The sequence below is a fragment of the Delftia acidovorans SPH-1 genome, from assembly GCF_000018665.1.
Lineage (GTDB): Bacteria > Pseudomonadota > Gammaproteobacteria > Burkholderiales > Burkholderiaceae_C > Comamonas > Comamonas acidovorans.
The window spans coordinates 555,530-581,280 of the sequence record NC_010002.1; the positions used below are offsets into that span (position 1 = coordinate 555,530).

General features: G+C 68.1%; 10 protein-coding genes and 1 riboswitch. Of the genes, 8 read left to right on the forward strand and 2 right to left on the reverse strand.

The window, feature by feature from the left end; all coding sequences use genetic code 11:
- Positions 1-2: 2 nt before the first annotated feature.
- The 3 genes from recC to recD are packed head-to-tail and all read left to right on the forward strand — an operon-like array spanning position 3 to position 9,552.
- Positions 3-3,527, forward strand: a complete 3,525-nt coding sequence (recC, locus tag DACI_RS02645; protein ID WP_012202452.1) for an exodeoxyribonuclease V subunit gamma — start codon at positions 3-5, stop codon at positions 3,525-3,527.
- On the forward strand, positions 3,524-7,348 hold the full coding sequence (gene recB / locus DACI_RS02650; RefSeq protein ID WP_012202453.1) for an exodeoxyribonuclease V subunit beta: 3,825 nt from the start codon (positions 3,524-3,526) through the stop codon (positions 7,346-7,348). Before recC ends, recB begins: the two co-directional genes overlap by 4 nt.
- A complete protein-coding gene (gene recD / locus DACI_RS02655) occupies positions 7,345-9,552 on the forward strand; it encodes an exodeoxyribonuclease V subunit alpha (protein ID WP_012202454.1) in 2,208 nt (735 codons plus the stop codon). Before recB ends, recD begins: the two co-directional genes overlap by 4 nt.
- A gap of 18 nt (positions 9,553-9,570) precedes the next feature.
- On the opposite strand, the gene DACI_RS02660 is transcribed toward recD, so the two are convergent.
- Entirely contained in the window at positions 9,571-10,233 is a 663-nt protein-coding gene (locus DACI_RS02660; protein WP_012202455.1) for a glutathione S-transferase family protein, read from the reverse strand.
- A 119-nt stretch (positions 10,234-10,352) separates the two neighbouring features.
- Between DACI_RS02660 and DACI_RS02665 the strand changes: the two genes are divergently transcribed.
- The 4 genes from DACI_RS02665 (at position 10,353) to DACI_RS02680 (ending at position 13,732) form a co-directional block, all read left to right on the forward strand.
- The gene (locus DACI_RS02665; protein ID WP_012202456.1) at positions 10,353-10,712 is read left to right on the forward strand and encodes a hypothetical protein; all 360 of its coding nucleotides are present in this window, start codon (positions 10,353-10,355) and stop codon (positions 10,710-10,712) included.
- A gap of 96 nt (positions 10,713-10,808) precedes the next feature.
- Positions 10,809-11,321: a copper chaperone PCu(A)C gene (locus DACI_RS02670; RefSeq protein ID WP_012202457.1), complete on the forward strand. Its 513-nt coding sequence runs from the start codon at positions 10,809-10,811 to the stop codon at positions 11,319-11,321.
- A gap of 142 nt (positions 11,322-11,463) precedes the next feature.
- A complete protein-coding gene (locus tag DACI_RS02675) occupies positions 11,464-12,420 on the forward strand; it encodes a PhaM family polyhydroxyalkanoate granule multifunctional regulatory protein (RefSeq protein ID WP_012202458.1) in 957 nt (318 codons plus the stop codon).
- Between the two features lie 76 nt (positions 12,421-12,496).
- On the forward strand, positions 12,497-13,732 hold the full coding sequence (locus DACI_RS02680; RefSeq protein WP_012202459.1) for an FIST signal transduction protein: 1,236 nt from the start codon (positions 12,497-12,499) through the stop codon (positions 13,730-13,732).
- 23 nt (positions 13,733-13,755) lie between these two features.
- Here the strand turns inward: DACI_RS02680 and DACI_RS02685 are convergent, their stop codons facing one another.
- Positions 13,756-15,087, reverse strand: coding sequence for a D-amino acid dehydrogenase (locus tag DACI_RS02685; RefSeq protein WP_012202460.1), 1,332 nt, complete (start codon positions 15,085-15,087; stop codon positions 13,756-13,758).
- Positions 15,088-15,179: 92 nt separating this feature from the next.
- Positions 15,180-15,290: riboswitch (glycine riboswitch) on the reverse strand.
- A 650-nt stretch (positions 15,291-15,940) separates the two neighbouring features.
- Between DACI_RS02685 and DACI_RS02690 the strand changes: the two genes are divergently transcribed.
- Positions 15,941-25,564 carry an invasin domain 3-containing protein gene (locus DACI_RS02690; protein WP_225971024.1) on the forward strand — a complete coding sequence of 3,208 codons (9,624 nt, stop codon included), beginning with the start codon at positions 15,941-15,943 and terminating at the stop codon, positions 25,562-25,564.
- Positions 25,565-25,751 lie beyond the last annotated feature (187 nt).

Genomic DNA, 25,751 nt, shown 5'->3' on the forward strand with positions numbered 1-25,751 from the left:
AGGTGGCATCGCATTGGCAGCCGGGCTTGATCGCCCTGCACGGGAATCAGACGGAGGTGCTGGCCGACACGGTGCTGGCATGGCTGGCTGCGCACCCGCTGGATGTGCTGGAGCCCGAGGTGGTGCTGGTGCAGAGCAACGGCATGGCCGAGTGGTTCAAGATGCGCATGGCCGAGCAGCTGGGCGTGTGCGCCGCCGCGCGCGTGGAACTGCCCGCGCGCTTTGTGTGGCGCAGCTACCGCCAGGTGCTGGGCCGCCAGGCCGTGCCGCGCGAATCGCCCCTGGACAAGACGCCCATGACCTGGCGGCTCATGCGCCTGCTGCCGCAGTGCCTTCATGACCCCGCCTTCGCCCCCATTGCAGGCTTTCTGCGCCCCGGCGAGCCCGAGCGGCTGCTGCAATTGGCCCAGCGCCTGGCCGACCTTTTCGACCAATACCAGATCTACCGCGCCGACTGGCTGGACGCCTGGGAGGCCGGGCATGACGTGCTGCCCATGCCCTTGCGCCCTGGTGTGGCGGACGCCACGGTGCCCGAAGGCCAGCAGTGGCAGCCGCGCCTGTGGCGCGCCGTGCTGGCCGAGCTGGACGAGGACCAGCGCGGCGCCACGCGCGCGCGCCTGCAGGGCCGGGTGCTGGCCGCGCTGCAGTCCGGCGAGGCGCCGGCCGCGCCGCTGGCACGCCGCGTGGTGGTGTTCGGCATCAGCCAGCTGCCGCTGAGCCTGCTGGAATTCCTGGCCGCCATGGCCCGCCACAGCCAGGTGCTGCTGGCCGTGCCCAATCCCTGCCGCTTCCATTGGGCTGACGCCATCGACGGGCGCGAGCTGCTGCGCATGGCGCGGCGCCGCCAGCCGCTGCGCGGCGGGCGTGATCTGGCGCAGCTGCCGCTGGAGGCCATGCATGCCCACGCCCATCCGCTGCTGGCCGCCTGGGGCCGGCAAAGCCGCGACTATGTGCGCCAGCTCGACGCCTTCGACACCACGGGTGCCGCCGCGCAGCTGCAGATGCCGCGCGTGGACCTGTTCGACGAAACCGATGCCGAGGACCTGCGCACCGCGCCGCTGCTGGCCCAGGTACAGCAGCGCATCCGCGACCTGGTGCCGCTGGCCGAGCACCCGCCGCTGGAGGTGGCGCGGGCCGATCGTTCCATCGTCTTTCACAGCGCCCACAGCGTGGTGCGCGAACTGGAGGTGCTGCACGACCAGCTGCTGCAGATGCTGGCCCGGCCACCGGATCCAGCCCAGCCAGGGCAAGCGCCGCTGGCCCCGCGTGACGTGGTGGTCATGCTTCCGTCCATAGAGACGGCTGCGCCCTCGATACGTGCGGTCTTCGGCCAGTACGGACGCCACGACCCGCGCCACATTCCCTTCGACATCGCCGACCTGGGTGCGCGCGCCAGCAGCCCGCTGGCCGTGGCCCTGCAATGGCTGCTGCGCCTGCCCCAGCAGCGCTGCCGGCTCAGCGAGCTGTGCGACCTGCTGGACGTGCCCGCGATTGCCGCGCGCATGGGGCTGGCGGCCGACGACCTGCCCCAGCTCACGCGCTGGATGGCCGGGGCCGGCATCCGCTGGGGACTCAATGCGCCGCAGCGCGGCGCCCTGGGCCTGCAGGCCTGTGGCGAGCACAACAGCGCCTGGTTCGGCCTGCAGCGCATGCTGCTGGGCTATGCCGGCGGCGTGGCGCAGGACGGCCAGGCCTTTGGCGGCATCGAGCCCTATGACGAAGTGGGCGGCCTGTCGGCCGAGCTGGCCGGCGTGCTGGCCGCGCTGCTGGAGCGCATGCTGGCCTGGTGGCGCGAGGCCGGGCGGCCCGCCACGCCCGAGGCCTGGGCGCAGCGCTTTCGCGCACTGCTGCAGGACTTCTTCAAGGCGCAGGACGATGAGGACGAGGCCATGCTGGCCGCGCTGGACGCCGCCCTCACGGACTGGCAGCGCGCCTGCGAGCAGGCCGGCTACGCGGACGCCGTGGAACTGGGCGTGGCCCAGGAGGCCTGGATGCAGGCGCTGGAGCAGCCCTCGCTGTCGCAGCGCTTTCGCGCCGGTGGCGTGACCTTTTGCACGCTGATGCCCATGCGGGCCATTCCCTTCGAGGTGGTCTGCCTGCTGGGCATGAACGATGGCGACTATCCGCGCCGCGCCACGCGCAGCGACTTCGACCTGATGGCGCTGCCCGGCCAGCAGCGCCCCGGCGACCGCGCGCGCCGCGACGATGACCGCCAGCTCATGCTCGAAGCCCTGCTGTCCGCACGCCGCGCGCTCTACATCAGCTGGACCGGCCACCATGTGCGCGACAACAGCGAGCAGCCGCCCTCGGTCCTGGTCTCGCAGCTGCGCGACTACCTGGAGACGGGCTGGCGCGGCGAAGGCGGCCAGCCGCTGCTGGCGCAGCGCACGCAGCAGCACCCGCTGCAGCCCTTCAGCCGCCGCTATTTCGAAGAAGGCTCGCCCTGGACCACCTATGCGCGCGAATGGCGGGCCGCGCATGCGCAGTCTGACGGCACGGACGTGTTGCCTGCGCTGCCCGCGCAGCCACGCCCGCCCTTTGTCCCCGACGCCTCGGCGCCGCTGACGCTGGCCCGGCTCACCGATTTCCTGCGCCACCCGGCGCGCGCCTACCTGCGCCAGCGCCTGCAGGTGCGCTTCGAGCAGGAGGACAACCCCGTGGTGGACGAGGAACTGTTCCAGCTCGACGGCCTGACCGAATACCTGCTGGTGCAGCAGTTGCAGCAGCAGGTGGCGGCCGGCCTGGACGAGCCCGGGCAGGCGCCCCAGGCCATGGAAGACAGCGTGCGCGCCGCCGTCGCGCGCCTCACGCGCTCGGGGCGGCTGCCGTTGGCGGGGCTGGGCGAGCGCGGCGCGCGGGCGCTGCAGTCCTCGGTCACGCCTTCGCTGCGGGCCTGGCGCCAGCAACTGGATCGGTATGCCCATCCCGCGCCGCGCAGACGGCTGCTGATCGAGGACGATGGCCTGGTGTTCGACGACTGGATCGACGGGTTGCGCCAGTCCTGCGAAACCGAAGAGTCCCCCGATGCGGACGACGCACAGTGCTGGCTGCTGCTGGACCCGCGCAACCTGCTCAATGCCAAGGGCAGGCCCCATGCCGACAAGCTCATGCCGGTCTACCTGCGCAGCCTGGCGCTGGCCGCCAGCGGCTCGCAGGCCGAGTTGCGCGTGGTGGCGCGCGACGGCCTGGTGCAGGTGCTGCCCATGGACCCTTCCGAAGCGCTGACACGGCTGCGTGAATTGATGGCCCTGTGGCGCGAAGGCCAGAACGGCCCGCTGCCCCTGCCGCTGCGCAGCGGCCTGGCCATGGCCGAAGGCTTTCCCGCTGCGGCCCAGCAGGCCTATGAGGGCGGTCATCTGGTCGGCGGCGAAGGCGAGGACCCGTCCTGGGCCCGCTGCTACCCTGACTTCGAACGCCTGAGCGCCGATGGCCGTTTCGAGGCCCTGGCCCATGCCGCCCACGCGCCGCTGCTCGACTGGGTGGCCGCGCAGGTGCAGGTCCTGCCGTACCAGGGGGATGCGCAATGAGCGCGAGCGAAATGATCGGCGACGTGACCAGCCATGTGCTCGACGCGCAGCGCTTCCCGCTGTGGGGCAGCCGCCTGATCGAGGCCAGCGCCGGCACCGGCAAGACCTGGACCATCGCCGCGCTCTACCTGCGCCTGGTGCTGGGGCATGGCGAGGGCAGCCTGGACGGCATCAGCAGCACGGCCTTCGAGCGCCCGCTGATGCCGCCAGACATCCTCGTCATGACCTTCACGCGCGCGGCCACGCGCGAGCTGTCCGACCGCATACGCAAGCGCCTGATCGAGGCCGTGCAGTGCTTTCGCGGCGAGGCCGAGCCCGCGCCCCACGACGCCTTCCTGCACGCGCTGCGCGAGGCCTACCCCGAAGGCGCGGCCCGTGAACGCGCGGCCTGGCGCCTGGCCATGGCGGCCGAATGCATGGACGACGCGGCCATCCACACCATCGACGCCTGGTGCCAGCGCATGCTGCGCGAGCATGCCTTCGACAGCGGCAACCTCTTCGACGAAACGCTGGAGCCCGACGAAAGCCAGCGCCAGACCGAGGCCGCGCAGGACTACTGGCGCCAGCAGTGCTACCCGCTGTCCGACGAGTTGCTGGACGAGGTCCTGAAGATCTGGCCCCACGTCGGCGCCCTGGTCGATGACATGCGCGCCCTGCTGCGCGAGCCCCCCGTGCCCGGCGCGGGCGAGGGCAGCCTGGCCGACTGCCTGCAGCGCGCCATGGAGCAGCGCCGCAGCCGCCTGCTGGCCCTGGCGGCCGGCTGGGACGACAAGGCACAGCGCCTGCAGCTGTGGCTGGATGGACAGCTCGACGGCCATGGCGCGCTGTGGGACAAGCGCAAGCTGCAGCCCGCGCGCTACACCGGCTGGCTGGCCGCGCTGGCCGACTGGTCGCGCGCGCCGCTGGACGGTCCGCTGGCGCTGACCGAGGCCGCGCGCCACCGCCTCAGCCCCGAGGGCCTGGCCGAGGCCTTCAAGGGATCGGCCGGCGATGTGCTGATGCCGCTGGAGCTGGCCGAGCTGCAGGCGCTGCTGCTGCAGCTGGAGCAATTGCCGCCCGTCAGCGTGGCCGTGCGCCTGCATGCGGCCGCGCGCGTGGCGCAGCGGCTGGCCCACCTCAAGCGCCAGGCCGGCAGCTTCGGCTTTGCCGACATGCTGCAGCGCCTGGACACGGCCCTGGCCGGCGACAACGGCGCTGTGCTGCGCGAGCGCATCCTGGCCCAGTACCCGGTGGCGTTGATCGATGAATTCCAGGATACCTCGCCGCTGCAGTACCGCCTGTTCGACCAGATCTACCGCACGGCGGCCAACGACCCGCACAGCGCCCTGCTGCTGATCGGCGACCCCAAGCAGTCCATCTACGGCTTTCGCGGCGCCGACATCCACAGCTACCTGCAGGCGCGCCGCGCCACCGAGGGCCGCCACTACGTGCTGGGCACCAACTACCGCTCCACCGAGGCGCTGGTGGGCGCCGTCAACCATTGGTTCGCGCAGGCCGAGCAGCGCTCGGGCGAGGGCGCCTTCATGTTCCGGCGCGGCAGCCACAACCCGCTGCCGTTCGAGCCCGTGGCTGCCCAGGGGCGCAGCGAACAGCTGCACACGCGCGACGGCGCCATGCACGCCCTCACCGTGGCCTGGAGTGCGGGCCGCGACGAGGACACCGGCATCCCCCTGCCTTTGGCGGCCGACGAGGTGCGGCGGCGCTTTGCGGCCCATTGCGCCGAGCAGATCGTGCAGTGGCTGACCGACCCGCAGGCCGGCTTTGTGCAGCCCGATGGCCGCCTTGTGCGCCTGCGGCCTGCCGACATCGCCGTGCTGGTGCGCACGGGCCGAGAGGCGGCCGCCGTGCGCCGAGAGCTGCAGGCGCGCGCCGTGGCCTCGGTCTACCTGTCGGACCAGGATTCGGTGTTCGCCAGCGACGAGGCCCATGACCTGCTGTACTGGCTGCGCGCCGTTGCCGCGCCGCTGGATGCCCAGGCCGTGCGCGCGGGCCTGGCCACGCGGCTCATCGGCCTGTCGCTGGACGAGCTGGCCTGGCTGGCCGCCGACGAGGAAGCCTTTGACGCGCGCAGCGAGCAGCTGCGCGAACTGCACAGCATCTGGCTGCGCCTGGGCGTGCTGGCCATGCTGCGCCAGACCCTGTACCGGCTGGACCTGCCCGTGCGCTGGCTGCAGGACCCGGCCATGGGCGGCGAGCGGCGCCTGACCAACTACCTGCACCTGGCCGAGCTGCTGCAGACCGCCAGCGCGCAGCTGGAGGGCGAGCAGGCCCTGATCCGCTGGCTGGCCACCCAGATCGAGACGCCGGGCAGCGGCAGCGAAGAGCAGGTGGTGCGCCTGGAAAGCGATGCCGACCTGGTCAAGCTCGTCACCGTGCACAAGAGCAAGGGCCTGGAGTACCCGCTGGTCTGCCTGCCGTTTGCGGGCAGCTTCCGCCCCATGGAACGGGCCAGGACGCCCTTCCTGACCCTGTCCGCGCAGGACGAGTCGCAAGACGACGCGGCTCCGGCCCGCCGATTGCTGCTGGACTTCAGCGACGAGGAGCTTGCCCAGGCCGACCGCGAGCGGCTGCGCGAGGACCTGCGCCTGTTCTACGTGGCGCTCACCCGCCCGCGCCATGCGCTGTGGCTGGGTCTGGCTCCGCTCAAGCGCGGCAACGGCAAGGCCTGCGTGAACGAGCAGGGCGCAGCCGGCTACCTGCTGGGCGGCACCGAGCCGCGCTCGGCCCAGGGCTGGCGCGACGGCCTGCAGCAGCTGTGCGGCGAAGACCCGCACATGGCCTGGCGCGACCTGGATGCCGTGCCACTGCAGCGCACGCGCTGGCAGCCCCCGGCCGGCGCCACGCCGCTGCACGATGCCCCGGCCTACGACGCGCGCTTCGACACCCGCTGGGGCATCGGCAGCTTCTCTGCCCTGGTGCGCGCCATGGCCGCGCCCAGCCTGCCCGTGCTGCCCGTGGCCGTGCAGCGCCCGGCCGAGGATGAGCAGGCGCTGGAGCCGCCGCCATCGCCGGAACTGGCGGACATTGCCGGCCTGGCGGGCCTGCAGCCCCTGCAGGATGGACCGGCCGGCGGGCCTGCGGTCTGGCACCGCTTTTTGCGCGGCCCCGTGGTCGGCAACTTCGTGCACGACCAGCTGGAATGGCTGGGCGGCGAAGACTTTGCCCTGCCCGTGGACGGCCAGGGTGCGCTCGCTGATCGCCTGGTGCGCCGCTGCGAGCGCGCGGGCCGTGGCGAGCAGGCGCGCGACCTGCTGGCCTGGCTCACGGCTGTGGTCCACCAGCCGCTGGCGCCGCTCGATGTCACGCTGGCCACGCTGGGCCCGCAACTGTCCGAGATGGAGTTCTGGCTGCCCGCGCGCCAGCTGCCGGCCGAGCGCATCGACCAGCTGTGCCGGCGCTTCATCCTGCCGGGGCAGGAGCGGCCCGCGCTGCCCCAGCGCTCGCTGCACGGCATGCTCATGGGCTTTGCCGACCTGGTGTTCTGCCACGAGGGCCGCTACTGGGTGCTTGACTACAAGAGCAACCACCTGGGCCCGGACGGTGCCGCCTACGGCCAGGAGGCCCTGGCCCGCGCCATGCTCCACCACCGCTACGACGTGCAGGCCGCGCTCTATCTGCTGGCCCTGCACCGGCTGCTGCGCAGCCGCCTGGGCACGGCCTACGAGCCGCAGCGCCAGCTGGGCGGCGCGCTGTACTACTTTTTGCGCGGCATCGATGGCCCGGCCGGTGGCATGCATGCCATGGCGCCCGAGCTGCCCCTGCTCGATGCGCTCGATGAACTGCTCGGCCCCGGCCGCGCCGATATCCAGGAGCCGCCATGAGCCCGCGCCCCCGTTCGCGGACCGTCGATACGGCCACGCTGGATCTGTTCGACGAACGGCCGGGCGACGACTCGCCGGGCGGCGAAACGCCAGGCGACGCATCGCTGGGCGGCAAACCGCCGGGCGCCGTGCCGCCAGACACCAATGAACTGCTGGCCCTGCTGCGCCGCTGGGCCGATGCCGGCCTGCTGCGGCGCCTGGATGCGGCGCTGGCCTCATTCGTCGCCGGGCAGGATGCGCAGGCCGGGCCCGCCTTGCTGGTGGCGGCCGCGCTGCTGGCGCAGATGGAGGGGCGCGGCCACAGCTGCCTGCCCCTGGCACCGCTGGCCGGCAACCCCAACGACGTGCTGGCCTGGCCCGCCGAGGCGCTGCCCGCGCAGCAGGCCCTGTGGCAGATACTGCCCGCGCGCCTGTCCGGCTGGGTGGCTGCGCTGGGTGCCAGCCCCGTGGTGCGCGTGGTCGGCGACGCGGGCCAGGATGGCGGCGAGGACCTTGGCCAGCCCCTGGTGCTGGCCGGTGCCGACGGCCCCGCGCCGCTGCTGTACCTGCGCCGCTACTGGGACTACGAGCGCGCCGTGGCCATCCATGTCATCCAGCGCACGGCGGTGCAGGCCGTGGCCGCCCAGCCGCTGGACGAAGCCCTGGCCCGCCACTGGCTGGACCGCCTGTTCCCGCCTGCGGCGGGAGGCGGCCCCGTGGACTGGCAGAAGCTGGCCTGCGCGCTGGCGCTGCGCGGCCGGCTGTCGGTGATCACGGGCGGCCCCGGCACCGGCAAGACCTATACCGCCGCGCGGCTGCTGGCCCTGCTGTTTGCCACGGCGCCCGACGCCGGCCAGCTGCGCGTGGCCCTGGCCGCCCCCACGGGCAAGGCGGCTGCGCGCCTGAAGCAATCGATTGACGGGGCCTTGCTGCAATTGCAGGGCAGCATGGGCGGCGAGATCGACCTGGCGGGCCTGGTGCAGCGCATGGGCGCGGCGCGCACCCTGCACTCCATGCTGGGCGCGCGGCCCGATACGCGGCACTGGGGATTCCATGCGGGCCGGCAACTGGACGTGGATGTCCTCATCGTCGATGAGGCCTCCATGGTCCACCTGGAGATGATGGCGGCGCTGCTGGAGGCACTGCCGGCCGGCGCCCGCCTGGTGCTGCTGGGCGACAAGGACCAGCTGGCATCGGTGGAGGCGGGCGCCGTGCTGGGCGACCTGTGCCGCGATGCCCAGGCCGGACGCTACCTGCCGGACACGCTGGACTACGCGCTGCGCGTGGCCGACCAGGCGGTGCCGCCGCAGTTCGCGGCGCCGGCAGGCGACCGTCCTCCGGCTCTTGCACAGCACACCGTCATGCTGCGCGAAAGCCGGCGCTTCGGTGGCCCCATCGGCCAGTTGGCGCGCGCCGTGAATGCCGGCCACGCCGCGCAGGCCCAAGCCTTGCTCGATGCCGGCACGCAAGGCGGTACGCACTCCGAACTCTGGGAGCGCCAGGGCGGCGGCGTGCAGGCCGTGACCGAACTGGCCGTGGGTGGGCGTGGCGGCCTGGCCAGCTATGCGCTGTATGCCAGGGCGCTTCAAAACAGGCCGGCTGCGGACGGCGACTACGAGGCCGCGCACCGGGCCTGGGTGATCGATGTGCTGCAGGCCTTCGAGCGCTTCCGGCTGCTGTGCGCCGTGCGCGAGGGGGACTGGGGCGTGTCCGGCCTCAACCGGGCGGTGGAGCAGGCCCTGGAAGCGCAGGGCGCCATCCGCCGCAGCGGCGAATGGTATGCGGGCCGGCCCGTCATGGTCACGCGCAACGATGCGCAGCTGGGCGTGTTCAACGGTGACATCGGCATTGCGCTGCCGGGTGGGTCGCAGGGCGGGTCGCATGGCGGGTCACAGGGGGGCCCGCAGGGTGGGCCCGGGCAGCCGCTGCGCGTGTACTTCCTGCAGGGTGACGAGCTGCGCTCGGTCGGTGTCAGCCGCCTGGCCCATGTGGAGACCGCCTTCGCCATGACGGTGCACAAGAGCCAGGGCTCGGAGTTCGAGCACACGGCCCTGGTGCTGCCCTCGCGCGGCGGCAGCGTGCTGGGGCGCGAGCTGGTCTACACCGGCATCACGCGCGCCCGCCAGGCCTTCTCGCTGTTCTCCGAGGTGCCGGGCCTGCTGGCCTCGGCCGTTGGCAGCCCCACGCAGCGCGCCAGCGGGCTGTTGCGCTGGCTGCAGGACTGAGGCGGGCAGGGCGGCGGCTCAGGCCGGGGTCTTGTCGCTGGCGTAGCGGGACATCATCAGCGCCGTATTGGTCTTGCGGTCGGCATTGACCTGCTGCACCGTGGGCCGCTCGGCCATGCGCGCCAGGTACTCGCGCACGGGCAGGTCGGCCAGCACGTCGCGCCCGCCAACGATCTTGCTGGCTGCGCTGACCAGGGGCAGATGGACGATGGCGCAGCAGTCGGCCAGCGTGAAGCTGTCGCCCGCCACAAAGGGTGAGAAACGCGCGAGTTTGGCGAAGGCCGCCACGTTCTTGTCGAGCTGGGCCAGCGTGCGCTCCCGGGTGGAGTCGCTGACCTGGCCGCCGAAGAAGGCCTGCGGGTAGAGGATGCGCGCCACCAGCTCCAGGTGCAGGTCCAGGTACACGCACAGCTCGCGCACCTTGGCGGCCTCGAAGGCGTCGGCCGGCAGCAGGGCCGGCGAGGGCGACAGCGTCTCCACGTACTCGACCATGGCGGCCGACTCGCACAGGCCACGGCCGTCGTCGATGCGCAGGTACGGCACCTTGCCCAGCGGCGACAGTGCCATGTCGGTCTCGCCCAGCCAGTCCAGTTCCTCGTTGAAGGGCAGCTGCTTTTCCAGCAGGGCCAGCTTGACCTTGTTGTAGTAGTTGCTGGCCGCGAATCCGCACAGGGTGAGCATGGGTGTCTCCTTGGGTTGTTTGGGGTGAAGGCGAGGGTGCGCGCCTGTGATGGTAGGGGCGGGCAGGGCATGGCGCGGTCCCGGAGATGACGACTGGGGCAGACCCCTAGAATGGCGCCATGCCGCTTCGCCTGCCCTCCACCTTGGCTGCCTGCGCCCGCTGGGTGCTGGGGCTGTGGCTGTGCGTGGCGCTGGCATCGGCGTTTGCGCCGCTGGCGCGTGCCTCGGGCTGGGAGCGCCTGTGCTCGGCCGCTGGCGAATCGGTCTGGGTGCCATCGCCGGCCGGTCAGGACAATGCCCTTGCCGGCAGCCACGGCATCGACTGCCCGCTGTGCCTGCCCCCGCTGGCGCCGCCGCCCGCCCGGTGCAGTGCGGCCCCGGCACCGCTGATGGCAGATGCGCCGCCACGGGCGCACCCGGCCTCCGTCCACAGCGTGGCCATGCCGGCCTTGCCGCAGGCCCGCGCCCCGCCCCGGTGACTCCCCATTTCAATCCCTGCCTCTTTCGCTTGGCTTTTGTTTTTGCAAGGCACACAGACCGTGCTGCAACGTATTGAATTTTCTGGAGAAACCGTGATGACACTGCGTCAATGGACCACCCCTTTCCTGATCGCCGCCTCCCTGTCCATGGGCCTGGCCCATGCCCATGCCGATGCCGCCCACGTCAAGGCCGACGCCGCCTGGGCGCGTGCCAGCGTGCCGGGCCAGCAGGCCACGGGCGCCTTCATGCGCCTGACGGCGGAGGAGCCGCTGCGCCTGGTGGGTGTGGAGTCGCCCGCCGCCGGCTTGGCCGAGGTGCATGAAATGAAGATGGAAGGCGATGTGATGCGCATGCGCGCCATCGACGGCCTGGACCTGCCCAAGGGCGTGGCCGTGGACCTGAAGCCCGGCGGCTACCACGTCATGCTGCAGCAGCTCAAGAGCCCGCTGCTCAAGGACAGCCAGGTGCCCATCACCCTGGTGTTCAAGGACGCCAAGGGCGAAACCTCGCGCCTGAGCCTGCAGGTCCCCGTGCGCGCCATGGCGCCCGGCGCGGCGGCTGCCCCGGCAGCGGGCCACGGCGGCGGCCACGCAGGCCATTCGCACTGAGCCAGCGCCATTGCACCGGGTTTGTGCGCAGCCGCATGCGCATGACTTGCCGTGGACTTGGCGTGTGCCTGGGTTAAGCTGGGAGCATGGCCGGCATCCTTCGCCGGCATGCTCTTCCAACCCAGTCCTAGCGAGTGCTGCCATGAGTGACGCGTCCTCCTTCGGTTTCGGCAAGTTCATCCCCGGTTTCGACTTCCTGCAGGGCCTGGCCCAGAGCGCGGGATCGGCCACGGCCCGGCCCCTGGGGCGCCTGCCCGAATGGGTGGCGCCCACGGTGAGCATCGAGGAGGTGGACAAGCGCATCACCGAACTCAAGGCCGTGCAGTTCTGGCTGGACCAAAATGGCAAGGCGCTGGCCGCCACCATCCAGGCCCTGGAAGTGCAGCGCATGACGCTGTCCACCCTGCAGGGCATGAACGTCAGCATGGGCGAACTGGCGCAGGCCTTCCAGTTCCCCGCCGCTGCAGCCGCCACCGCTGCTGCAGCCACTGCGGGCAAGGGCGCCGCCAGCGCGGGGCAGTCCGACCACTCGGACTGGCCCATGTCCTCCGCCGGCAAGGCCGGCAAGCAGGAAAAGCCGCAGGCCGCGCCCGCACAGCCCCCTGCCGAGCCGCCTGCAGCTGCTGCGGCCGCTGCATCCGCGGATGCCGGCAGCAAGGCCTCAGGCCCCGAGGCTTCTGCGCCCAAGGACGAGCCGGCCCAGGCCGCCGCCATGGGCCAGGCCATGCAATGGTGGGGCGCACTGACCCAGCAATTCCAGCAGATCGCCGCCAAGGCCATGGCCGAGCCCATGGCCCCCGAGGCCGTGGCTGCCGCACAGCGCGCCACCGGCATGGCCGGCGACATCGCCAAGGCCGCCATGGACCGCATGACGGCCCAGGCTGGCGCCTTCGCCGCGCAGGCAGGCAAGGCGGCTGCACCGGCGGCCAAGGCCCCGGCCGAAGCCGCCAAGGCGCCTGCGAAAGCGCCAGCCAAGGCTCCACCGAAAGCTCCAGCCAAGGCAGCGGCCAGGAAGACGGCGGCAAAGACCACCGCAAAGACAACAGCCAAGGCACCGGCCGCAGGCAAGGCGCCGGCCAAGAGCCGGCCGCCGCGCTGAGCGGGACGGCGGCACCCATGGATGGTCTAGAGCCCTCCGCAAGCCGGGCGCTGGCAGGGCTAGAAAGAAGGTTGGAATGTCGTTGTTTCCTGTAGGCCATGCCAGCCATTCCGACTGGCGCGCCGCGGCCGATGCGGTGCTGCTGCAACTGCGCTCGCAGATGGCCGATCCGGGCCACGCGCAGCGGCCCCGACTGGGCCTGGTGTACCTGTCCCACGCGCATGCCGCCCATGCAAGACCGCTGCTGCAGCATCTGGCCAGGGCCTTGCCCCATGTGGCGGACTGGGCTGGCTGCTCGGCCGGTGGCGTGCTGGCCATGCCCCATGAATACCTGTCCGGCTCCGCGCTCGCGGTGATGCTGCTCGATGTGCCGGCAGCGCACTACCGCCTGTATTCGGGCCTGGCGCCCTTGCATGCGCCGGGCGGCGAGGCCGGGTTCACGGCCCATTCGGCCCTGGTCCATGCCGGAGGCGGCCAGCCTGAGCTGGCCGAGTTGCTGTACGAGCTGTCCGAGCGCACCGAGTCCGGCCTGCTGTTCGGCGGCGTGGGCGATGACGGGGACGATGGCGTGGAGGGCGTGCAGATCGCCTGCCGCACCGAGGACCTGCATGCGCAGCATGCGGATGCGCGCGGCATTTTTAGCGGAGGCTTCTCGGGCGTGGCCTTCGGTGCGGGCGTGCCCTGCATCACGGGCATGGCCCAGGGCTGCGTGCCGCTGGGCGAGGGCCTGGAGATCACCGAGGCGCGCGGCGCCCTGGTCACCGGGCTCAATGGCGATCCGGCCTTGCAGCGCCTGCTGCAACTGCTGGGCGTGGAGCTGGAAGGCAGCGACTGGCAGCCCGCGCTGACCACGGTACGCAGCACGCTGGCGGCCATTGCGCCGCCGGGCCGGGGCATGGCCCACGGCGTGCTCACCGAAGAGGCCCAGGTGCTGACCCTGGTCGGGCTGGACCCGCTGCGCCAGGGCGTGGCCCTGTCATCGGCCGTGGAGGCCGGGCATTCGGTGATCTTCTGCCGCCGCCAGGCCCAGGTCGCGCGCCAGGAACTGCTGCAACTGGGCGCTGCGCTGCGCGATGCGGCGGAGCCCGAGGAGGCGGCGCCCGAAGGCGAGGCACAGCCCCGCATCCGTGGCGCCATCTACATCAGTTGCCGGGGCCGCGGCGGCGGCCTGTTCGGCGGCCCCGATGCCGAGCTGCGCACCCTGCGCCACGCACTGGGCGATGTGCCATTGATCGGCTTCGTCGCCGAAGCCGAGATCATGGACGCCCGCCTGCACCGCTTCGCAGGAGTGTTGACGGTGTTCACTGCTTAGGCGTCGTACACGCCGTCTGCACCTCAGACCGCGCGCGGGCGCACCGTGCCTGCGCTGCGATCCGGGTCCATGGCTGCGGCCCCCAGAAAATCGAAATCCACGGCCGGCTGCCTGCCGCTGACCAGATCGGCCAGCGCCATGCCCGAGCCGCAGGCATGGGTCCAGCCCAGCGTGCCGTGGCCGGTGTTCAGGAACAGGTTGGCGATGGGCGAGCGTCCGATCAGCGGCACATTGCTGGGCGTGGCGGGGCGCAGGCCGCTCCAGAACTGGGCGCGCCCGGTATCGCCGGCGCCGGGGAACAGCTGCTGCACGCGCCGCACGATGGCCTCGCAGCGCACGGGGTCCAGGTTGCGGTCGTAGCCGTTGAACTCGGCCGTGCCGGCAATGCGCAGGCGGTCGCCCTGCGCGCCGGTGTAGCGCGAGAACACCAGCTTGAACTCATCGTCCGTGAGGCTGACCTGGTAGGCCTTGGCGGGGTCCAGCACCGGCAGGGTCACGGAGTAGCCCTTGGCCGGGTAGATGGGCAGGTGCAGCCCCAGCGGCTGGGCCAGCAGCGGGCTGAACGAGCCCATGGCCAGCACATAGGCGTCGCCCTGGATGCGTTCGTAGCGGCCATCGGCATTGGTCACCTCCACATGGTCGATATGGCGGCTGGCGCCTGCGCCCGTGGTGCGCAGCGCCATGACGTGGTGGCCGTGGCGGAACTGCACGCCCGTGGTGGTGGCAATGCGTGCCAGCTCGCGCGTGAAGAGGTTGGCGTCGCCCGATTCATCCTCGGCCGTATAGGTGGCGCCCGCTATCTGCCCGCGCACATGGGCCAGGGCCGGCTCCAGGCGCACGGCTTCGTCGGCGTCGATCAGGCGGCGGTCGCAGCCCAGGGCCTGCATCTGCTCGGTGGGCTTGAGCGCGCCCTCGAACTCGCGGGCGTTCGTGTAGAAGTGCAGGATGCCCTGCATGCGCTGCTCGTACTGGATGCCGGTGTCCGACCGCAGCTGCTGCAGGGCCTCGCGGCTGTAGGTGCCCAGGCGAACGATCTGCTGGATGTTGTGGCGCGTGCGCGCGGGCGTGCAGTTGCGCAGGAAGGACAGGCCCCAGAGCCACTGGCGCATGTCGGCGCGCAGGCGGAACAGCAGGGGGGCATCCTGCCGGCCCAGCCAGCCCAGCAACTTCAGCGGTGCGCCGGGGTTGGCCCAGGGCTCGGCGTGGCTGACCGAGATCTGCCCTCCGTTGGCAAAGCTGGTTTCGGCGCCGGGCGCGGCCTGGCGGTCGATGACCGTGACCTCGTGGCCCAGGGATTGCAGATAGTAGGCCGAGGCGGTGCCGATCAGGCCGGCTCCGAGAACGATGACGCGCATGACAATGCCCTTTCAAAGGCATGTGCCGGTCACGCGGAAGCTGGTAGCTATGGATTCAATAGCAAGCAGCCGGCGTCCGTCGTGACGCAGCTGCCGCTCCCCCTGTCCTTGGTACCTGAGAGATTCACCGCCGTCCATGGGAACGGGGCTTGCTCCTTCGGTGCGCCGCATATTGCGTGCGGCGGCTCTCCAGACGGCATGTTGTGTTTGCAGTACGGAACCTGAGCGTGTATGGGAGTTTGCGCCTTCGGTGAGGCTCGGCACCGTGGTGCCCGCCTGCTCTCCTGCAGGGACGATTCTATGTGGCTTGCGCAGCCAGCTCCAGTCGTATTGGGGATACCACCTGTTACCTGTATGTGGTGTGGCTGATTCAGGGTATTCCCTAGATCGCTCAAGCGCCTCCCTCGTAGCGCTGGCACGAGCCTCCGGGTTCATGTAAAAAAACTATTGAAATAGAAAAAAACATGATTTAGCCTATCGATATGTGCAGTGGTTTGTCAGTGCATGTTCTGGTCGATTGGACCTGCATGGGTTAACCATGGGTTGTGTATATGTCTGATAGGCGACTTAACCTTGCACAGGTGCAGGTCCATGGAAACTGGTCCGGCACTGAAAAAAAATACAAGCACGGTGAATATGGTTTGTCGAGGGAGGAATGATTTGCGTCGCAAACCCGACTGAAGGCGTGTCCCGCTCAATAGGCAGCGGAGCAGCGAGCAAACGTTGATGGAAATCCGCCTTTTTGATTGACGCGCAGGATCTGCGCGAAACATTCTGCTTCCCACCTCACCGGCTGCAAGGTGAGTTGTGAGCTCGTGATTCAAATAGAACTATTCGAGGTACGGCGATGCAAATGCGCTGGGTACAACTGATGGCCATTGCCATTGGGAAAATCATTTTCCTGTCATATCTCCTTGAGAAAACGGGGAATATCATGCATGCTCTCAATCGCCTGCCTGGTTTGGCATTTTTTCGCAAGTGGCGTGCAGCGAAGTGCCTTTTCTCTTTGCTGCTGCTTTCATGCGCGGGTATCTCATCCACGGCACTGGCGGCGACCATCGTCTTCACGGTCACCGACAACAGCGATGCTCCCAATGCCAATGCAACGACACCAACCACCTGTGTCAGCACGCTGGGGGGCACCTTTGCTGGCGCATGTACGCTGCGAGCGGCCATTCAGGCAGCCAACTACACGCTGCAAACGCTGGATCCGAGTGCCGATGTTTCCATCGTCTTTGCGCCGACACTGTCTACGTCGGTACGAACCATACAGAGTGGGACATCCAAGGATGCGGCCGGAAACCTCTTTCCGTATGTCGACAATCAGACGGTTTACGTGCGCTGTGCCAATACGTTCGTCAGTGGAGCCCAGTCCGGCGCCGTGACGGGAGCCACCAATGCCTGTGGTCAAACCCAGATGATCAGCGGCGGCGATACGGGCACCACCACTGGTGCCGGTGGCGCCTGGTACTGGATCAAAGGCACCGTGCCAGCCGGCACGGGTTCATTGACCATCGATTTCGGGGGAGTCATACAAGTCCAGAACTGGGCGGACTCCGCCTGGGAAACCTTTTATCTTGGTGGGAAGAATATCACTCTCACCAATTCGCCCAACATGACCTGTGGCGAAGCGCTATTCGTCGTTGGCTCCCAGGCAAACAATGTCATCATTGATCGCGTGGGTCTGGTGAATGTGGCGCCAACCCCTGCGGGAGAGGGGACGCCGTTCAACTGCGAGCTGTACGCGGAGATTCATCAAGGCGCACAAAACGTATTCTTTGCCAATAGCACGATCAACTCCGCGATATGGAATGGAAATTACGGCAATAACAAGGGCTCGGCCATTTCCGTTGCCGCAACCAACGGTACCGGCACGGTTTCCAACATCGTTGTCGATAATTTCACGGTAACGAATCTGCCCAACCCTATCGGGGGAATGCAGCTTGAGCAGTTTTTCCAGGTCATGTCGAACATGACCGTCAACGGATTGACGATCAAAAATTCGAATATCGCACTGAGCCCGACTGGTGGAAATGCGCCCAGGTCCGTGGTGTCGGTTGATGGAGCGATCAGCCTGGCCAATGGAATCGGACTTGCTGTGAAGGGAAACAACTTTTCGCTGCCTATCGCCGCCTATACCGCTTCATCGCCAACGCATGTGTCGGCACCAACAGTGAATACGGCAGCCTCGGGCACGACGCAGGTAGTGACGGTGAGCGATAACAACTTCACTGGCGGCGGGGACGGGGTGAATATCGGTGGTACGGGTACGGCACCAGGGTTGATTGGCAACAACAAGATGACAAGCCAGTCGAGAAGTGCCATTCGTATCACTGCGCATGATTTCTTCAAGCTTTCGCAGAACACGTTGTTTTCCGTGCCTGTGGCTGCAAACTCAGGCATCAGTTTGCTGACGGCAGGCAATGGACAAACCGGATGGACCCCCACCCTTGGCGTCGGCGCCAGTGACACCGCCGCCTGTACCTGGACATTCAATATCACGGCAAATGCCAATGCGAGCGAGCCGGCACCGTATACGGTGGAGGCCTTTTGGTCGCCGACCGGCGCGGGTGTCAACGACGCGCAGGTCTATCTGGGCTCCGGAACCATGGCCGGAGCCTCGGGAACGCTGACCGTTCCTTCGTATCTCAGCGGCCAGGTGCGGGTCACAGTGACGGACAGCAATTCCGGTGGAGCCCAGACCTCGCAGCTTTCAACGGCGGCAAGCGTCACCGGTTTTCCCTGTGCCCTGAAATCCGGCGTTCTGGCGACGACCAACAATCAACCTGTCGGCAGCAGCGACTTGCTGGAGGTCTACATTGTTGACGGCCAAGGCAATGCCTGGACAGGGGGCAGTGACACCGTCACCTTCGCAGCGCCGCCTGCAGGTGTCACGTTCAATGGCGGCTCCGCCGCAGTCAGCTGCACGACCAACTCCAGCGGAAAGTGCGCGTCTCCCATCAATGCCAGCAGCAGTGTCGCCGGAACATTCACGACACCCGTGACCTTGTCGTCGTCAGTCGCTGGTGCCACGTTCTCCAATCTTCCATTGGGTGGAAGCCCGGTATCTGGCGCAGTGACCTATCAGCCTTCGCCGGTTGCTTACAGCTTCACCGCGCTGCCGGCCAGCACGAGCGGGTCTGAAATCGCCGCGAGTCCGCCATCGATTGCGGCCAACGGCGTCTCCACCAGCACCTTGGCCGTGCAGTTGAAGGATGCTTTAGGCAACCTTGTCACCACCTGTACCGATACGGTGGCCTTCACCCTCAATGCGGGGACGCAAGGCGTTCCTGCCGTCAGCGTCACGGGCTGCAGTGCCGGCATGTACACGGGGACGGTGACATCGCCGGTGCTGGTCGGCAGTGGCACCTTTGGGTTCACCATCAACGGGTCTGCGGCTGTTGCCACCGCAACGGTCTCCTATGCGGCCGCAACGCCGAGCACGAGTGCATCGACGATAGCCGCCACACCGGCATCGATCGTGGCCAACGGCAGCTCCACCAGTTTGCTGCGCGTGCAGCTGGTCGATGCCAGCAGCAATCCGATCAACACGTGCACGAACACGGTGGCGTTCACCCTGAAGGGCGGAACGCAGGGAACGCCGAATGTGGGCGCGGCCTCGTGTACCGCCGGCATCTATACGGGCACCGTCACATCGCCCACGGCCGTCGGCAGCGGGATCTTCGGATTCACCATCAACGGCTCTGCCGCAGTTGCTACGGCTTCAGTGAGCTACACGGCGGGTCCGCCAAGTACCAGCGCCTCGACCATCGTTGCGAGTCCGACCTCGATCATTGCCAATGGCACTGCAACCAGCACATTGACGGCGCAGCTCAAGGATGCGTCAGGCAATTCGATTGCGACCTGTGCCAATACGGTGGCCTTCACGCTGAACAGCGGAACACAGGGCTCGCCTGCGGTCGGCGCGGGGTCGTGCAGCGCAGGGGTGTACACGGCAACCGTCACGGCACCTACCGCAGTCGGCAGTGGCACCTTTGGTTTCACCATCAATGGCTCGGCCGCCACGGCTACGGCTGTGGTGAACTACACGGCCGGCTCGCCCAGCAATGGCGCGAATGGAAACCTGATCAGTGCCAGTCCGCTCAGCGTTGTCGCAGACAACACTGCCACGAGCTCGATCAGCGTGACCCTGCGCGATGCCAATGGCAATCCCGCCACGGATACGGTGGCGCACACGATTGTCTTCACCAAAACGGGCGCGGGCACGACCACGCCGGCCGCACCCACGTGCACGATCGCGGCCAACGCCAATCCGGCCACCTGCTCCGTGACGGTGAAATCGGCCACGGTTGGCACCGCAAGTTTCACGGCAACGGACAACGGAACGGCCGTGAGCAATGGCAGTCCGATATCGGTCAACTTCATTGCCGGGCCGCCCAGCAATACAGCCAGTGGCAATCTGCTCAGTGCCACGCCGCTCTCGGTGATGGCCGACGGTACGAGCACCGGCACGGTGACCGTCGCACTGCAGGACGCCAATGGCAATGCAACGGTCGATACGGTCGCCCACACCATCGGCTTTGTCCATACCGGCGCCGGCACGCCGTCGGCAACTTCCTGCACGATTGCGGCCAATGCGAATCCAGCGCGCTGCTCCATCACGGTGACATCCACCGTGGCGGGTGCGGCGAGCTTCACAGCCACGGACAACAACGGCACCACCACCCAGAGCGTGGCAAACGGCAGTCCGGCCGTGATCAACTTCACGGCCAATGCCGCCGACCCCGCCAGGTCGGGGGTACGTACCGTCACCAGTCCGGTCACGGCCAATGGCTCGGCGACAGATGTGCTTGAAGCGTTTGTGGGAGATGTCAACGGCAATCCGGTGGCCGGAAGCGTTGTCACGTTCTCTCCCACCGCAAACATCACCTTCAGCGGTACCTGCACTACCAATGCGGCCGGTACCTGCCAGGTCACCGCCAAGACAACCGTCGCGGGTTCCTACACTTCCGGCGCAAGCATCGCGAGCGGCGCATTGAGCGGCAGCGGCGTCAGCTCCGGTGGCAATACGTACGGTGCGACGGCTGCCTATGTCTTTACGGCAGGTGCCGTCGATCCCGCCAATTCGACCATGTCGGTCGATGTGAACAACCAGGCAGCCGGTGGCGGCCAGGACGTCGTTTCCGTGGTCACCAAGGATGCGTTCGGCAATCCGGTCACCGGCGTTGCCGTGAACTTCAGCGTGACGCCCGCCGGAGCGGCACCTGCCACCGCCAGTTGCACGACTGCTGGTGCGGCGGCGACCTGCTCGGTGTCGTTCACCAGCGTGACCGCATCGACTTATTCGGCTGCCGCCACGGTGGGTGCAGCTGCCATCGGCAACAGCCCGCAATCGATGGCCTTTGTCGCCGGCAATGCCTCGGCAAGCAATTCGGGCCTGCGTGTCGTGAGCGACAACGCGGCGGCAAATGGCACGGCAACCGATGTGGTGGAAGCGTATGTGCGCGATGCCGGTGGCAATCCCAAGGGCGGCGAGGTCGTCACCTTTGCCGGTACTGCCGGCGTGAAGCTGAACGGTGGCGCGGCAGGCGCGTCGGCCACTTGCACCACTGGAACAAGCGGCGCAACTTTGGGCATCTGCTCGATCACTGCCACAAGCACAGCAAGTGGTACCTACAGCATCGCCACCAGCATTCCTGCAGGAACTCTGGGTGGCACGTTCACCGTGGGGGCAAACGCGTATTCGCCAAGCGCCGCACAAATTCATTTTGTGAGCGTGGTGAACCTCAGTGTCACCAAGGCCAACCCTGGCAGCTTGGCTGTGGGTACGCCCTTCAACTACGCGTTCTCCGTGTCCAACGCTGCCAGTGCCTTCGGTCCCGCCAACAGCTTGACCATCAAGGACCTGGTGCCGGCAGGCATCAGCATCACGGGCGTGCCGACCGGTGCGAACGTGGCCAGCGCAACCTGCACGCCTAACGCCTTCCCGTTTGCGGGTAACGGCAGCTCCGTGCTGACGTGCACGGTGAACTTCACTGCGGCAGTGGCGGCCGGTGGCAACACCAGCTTCAATCTGCCGGCTGTGCCGACGGCTGTTGGCTCGAGCACGAACACGGCCTCCTACGATCCGTCGGGTGGCATCAGCCCCGTCAATCCGACGGCCGGTTGCACGACGGATTGCGCATCGACGCCTTCCACGCCGGTGACGCCTGGTACGCCAGCGTTGACGGTCACCAAAGCCAACCCGGGTAGCCTGGCTGTGGGCACGCCCTTCAACTACGCGTTCTCCGTGTCCAACGCTGCCGGTGCCTTCGGTCCCGCCACCAGCGTGACCATCAAGGACCTGGTGCCTGCGGGTATCAGCATCACGGGTGTGCCGACCGGCGCAAACGTGGCCAGTGCGACCTGCACGCCCAACACCTTCCCCTTCGTGGGCAATGGCACGGCGATCCTGTCTTGCACGGTGAATTTCACTGCGGCAGTGGCGGCCGGTGGCAACACCAGCTTCAACCTGCCGGCTGTGCCGACAGCTGTGGGTTCGAGCACCAACACGGCCTCCTACGATCCGTCTGGCGGCATCAGCCCCGTCAATCCGACGGCCGGTTGCACGACGAACTGCGCTTCCACACCGGCGACTCCGGTGACGCCTGGCACGCCAGCGTTGACGGTCACCAAGGCCAACCCCGGCAGCCTGGCTGTGGGCACGCCCTTCAACTACGCGTTTTCCGTGTCCAACGCTGCCAGTGCCTTCGGCCCCGCCACCAGCGTGACCATCAAGGACCTGGTGCCTGCGGGCATCAGCATCACGGGTGTGCCGACCGGTGCAAACGTGGCCAGCGCGACCTGCACGCCCAATACCTTCCCGTTTGCGGGCAATGGCAGCTCCGTGCTGACGTGTACGGTGAGCTTCACGGCTTCTGTCGCAGCGGGTGGCAGCACCAGCTTCAACTTGCCGGCTGTTCCGACGGCGGTGGGTTCGAGCACGAACACGGCCTCCTACGATCCGTCAGGCGGCATCAGCCCGGTCAATCCGACGGCTGGGTGCACGACAGACTGCGCTTCCACACCGGTGACTCCGGTCACGCCTGGTACGCCTGCGCTGACGGTCACGAAGGCCAACCCGGGCAGCTTGGCTGTGGGAACTGCGTTCAACTACGCCTTCACGGTAGCGAATGCGGCTGGTGCCTTCGGCCCCGCCAACAGCGTGACCATCAAGGACCTGGTGCCGGCAGGCATCAGCATCACAGGAGTGCCGATCGGCGCGAACGTGGCCAGTGCGACCTGCACGCCCAACACCTTCCCGTTTGCGGGTAACGGCAGCTCCGTGCTGACGTGTACGGTGAGCTTCACCACGCCGGTGGCGGCTGGCGGCAACAGCAGCTTCAACCTGCCAGCTGTGCCGACGGCGGTTGGTTCGAGCACCAACACGGCCTCCTACGATCCAGCGGGTGGCATCAGCCCGGTCAATCCGACGGCGGGTTGCACGACGGATTGCGCATCGACGCCTTCCACGCCGGTGACCCCTGGCACGCCTGCGCTGACGGTTACCAAGGCCAACCCCGGCAGCCTGGCTGTGGGGACTGCGTTCAACTACGCCTTCACGGTAGCGAATGCGGCTGGAGCGTTTGGTCCCGCCACCAGCGTGACCATCAAGGACCTGGTGCCTGCGGGCATCAGCATCACGGGCGTGCCGACCGGCGCAAACGTGGCCAGTGCGACCTGCACGCCCAATACATTCCCGTTTGCGGGTAACGGCAGCTCCGTGCTGACGTGTACGGTGAACTTCACTGCGGCAGTGGCGGCCGGTGGCAACACCAGCTTCAACCTGCCAGCTGTACCGACGGCGGTGGGTTCGAGCACGAACACGGCTTCCTACGATCCGTCCGGCGGAATCAGCCCGGTCAATCCGACGGCAGGGTGCACAACGAACTGCGCATCGACGCCTTCCACGCCGGTGACCCCTGGTACTCCTGCGCTGACGGTCACCAAAGCCAACCCCGGCAGCCTGGCTGTGGGCACGCCGTTCAACTACGCCTTCACGGTAGCGAATGCGGCTGGAGCGTTTGGTCCCGCCACCAGCGTGACCATCAAGGATCTGGTGCCGGCAGGCATCAGCATCACGGGTGTGCCGACCGGCGCGAACGTGGCCAGCGCGACCTGCACGCCCAATACATTCCCGTTTGCGGGTAACGGCAGCTCCGTGCTGACGTGTACGGTGAACTTCACTGCGGCAGTGGCGGCAGGTGGCAACACCAGCTTCAATCTGCCGGCTGTGCCGACGGCGGTGGGTTCGAGCACGAACACGGCTTCCTACGATCCGTCGGGCGGCATCAGCCCCGTCAATCCGACGGCCGGCTGCACGACGAACTGCGCATCGACGCCTTCCACGCCGGTGACCCCTGGCACGCCTGCGTTGACGGTCACCAAAGCCAACCCCGGCAGCCTGGCTGTGGGCACGCCGTTCAGCTACGCGTTCTCCGTGTCCAACGCTGCCAGTGCCTTCGGCCCCGCCACCAGCGTGACCATCAAGGATCTGGTGCCGGCAGGCATCAGCATCACGGGTGTGCCGACCGGCGCGAACGTGGCCAGCGCGACCTGCACGCCCAACACCTTCCCGTTTGCGGGCAATGGCAGCTCCGTGCTGACGTGCACGGTGAACTTCACTGCGGCAGTGGCGGCCGGTGGTAACACCAGCTTCAATCTGCCAGCGGTGCCGACGGCTGTGGGGTCGAGCACGAACACGGCTTCCTACGATCCATCGGGCGGCATCAGCCCGGTCAATCCGACGGCCGGTTGCACGACGAACTGCGCATCGACGCCTTCCACGCCGGTGACCCCTGGCACGCCTGCGTTGACGGTCACCAAGGCCAACCCCGGTAGCTTGGCTGTGGGCACGCCCTTCAACTACGCGTTCTCCGTGTCCAACGCTGCCGGTGCCTTCGGTCCCGCCAACAGCGTGACCATCAAGGACCTGGTGCCGGCAGGCATCAGCATCACGGGCGTGCCGAGCGGTGCGAACGTGGCCAGCGCAACCTGCACGCCCAATACCTTCCCCTTCGTGGGCAATGGCACGGCGATCCTGTCTTGCACGGTGAACTTCACGGCGGCAGTGGCGGCTGGCGGCAACAGCAGCTTCAACCTGCCAGCTGTGCCGACGGCGGTGGGTTCGAGCACGAACACGGCCTCCTACGATCCATCGGGCGGCATCAGCCCGGTCAATCCGACGGCGGGTTGCACGACGAACTGCGCATCGACGCCTTCCACGCCGGTGACCCCTGGCACGCCTGCGCTGACGGTCACCAAAGCCAACCCCGGCAGCCTGGCTGTGGGCACGCCTTTCAACTACGCCTTCACGGTAGCGAATGCGGCCAGTGCCTTCGGTCCTGCCACCAGCGTGACCATCAAGGACCTGGTGCCTGCGGGGATCAGCATCACGGGCGTGCCGACTGGTGCAAACGTGGCCAGTGCGACCTGCACGCCCAACACCTTCCCGTTTGCGGGCAATGGCAGCTCCGTGCTGACGTGCACGGTGAACTTCACTGCGGCAGTGGCGGCCGGTGGCAACACCAGCTTCAATCTGCCGGCTGTACCGACGGCGGTGGGCTCGAGCACGAACACGGCTTCCTACGATCCGTCGGGTGGCATCAGCCCCGTCAATCCGACGGCAGGGTGCACTGTGAACTGTGCATCGACACCAGCAACGCCGGTCACTCCCAGCACGCAGGTGCCGGTGGCTCCGACGCTGACGGTTTCGCCGACCACGGTGGGGGGCTATCCGCAGATTTCCGGCACCGGCACGCCGGGCTACACGATCACGGTGAAGGATGGCTCGACGACGCTGTGTACGGCAATCGTCGCGGCCGATCAGACGTGGAGTTGCACGCCAGGCGGCGGCTTGCCGACGCCGGGTCTGCACACGATCAGCGCGACCCAGACCAATCCTGGCAATGGCAACACCGGACCTGCCACAACGACTTCGCTCAACGTGCTCGGAACGACATTCACGGGTCCGACAGCCACCGGGGCAGGCAATGCCACGGCGACCTTGAGCGGTGGTGGCGCGGGCTGCGGGTTCGATGTGTCGCAGTCGTCCTTCGTCGCGGCTGCGGCGGGTGCGCCGGGCCAGTTGAGCTTCCCGTACGGCAATGTGCACTTCGTGGCCCGCGGCTGTACGGCCAGCAGCTCGATCACGGTCAGCGTCACCTGGCCGGGGCCGGTGACCGGCATGGCGTACTGGAAGTTTGGTCCAGCGTCCGCAGGGGCGGCGGACTCCTGGTATCAGCCTCCGGGTGCGGTGGTGTCGGGCAATACGACCTCGGTGGTGGTCACCGATGGCGGCCAGGGTGATGACGATCGCGCAGCCAATGGCGTGATCGTGGATCCCAGCGGTCCGGCGCGTGTGGGTGCGGCACCGGATGCCACGCCGATTCCTGCGCTCGAACCGCGCATGCTCGCCATGGCCATGCTGCTGATGCTGGCCGCAGGCCTGTGGAATCTGCGCCGCAGACGCGGTTGACACACGGTTGAAGAGGAGCTGAACCATCGCCTGCCGAACCTGTTTCGGCAGGCGATTTCCATTGGGCGCAGGCGCTGCATCCCGGCGGCTCAAGCCTGCCCGTAACCCCAGGCCGCCTTGCGGGCCTATCGCGCGTGCAACACGCCGTAAATGAGAACAATTTAGAATTTCTCGCTGATTGGCGCCT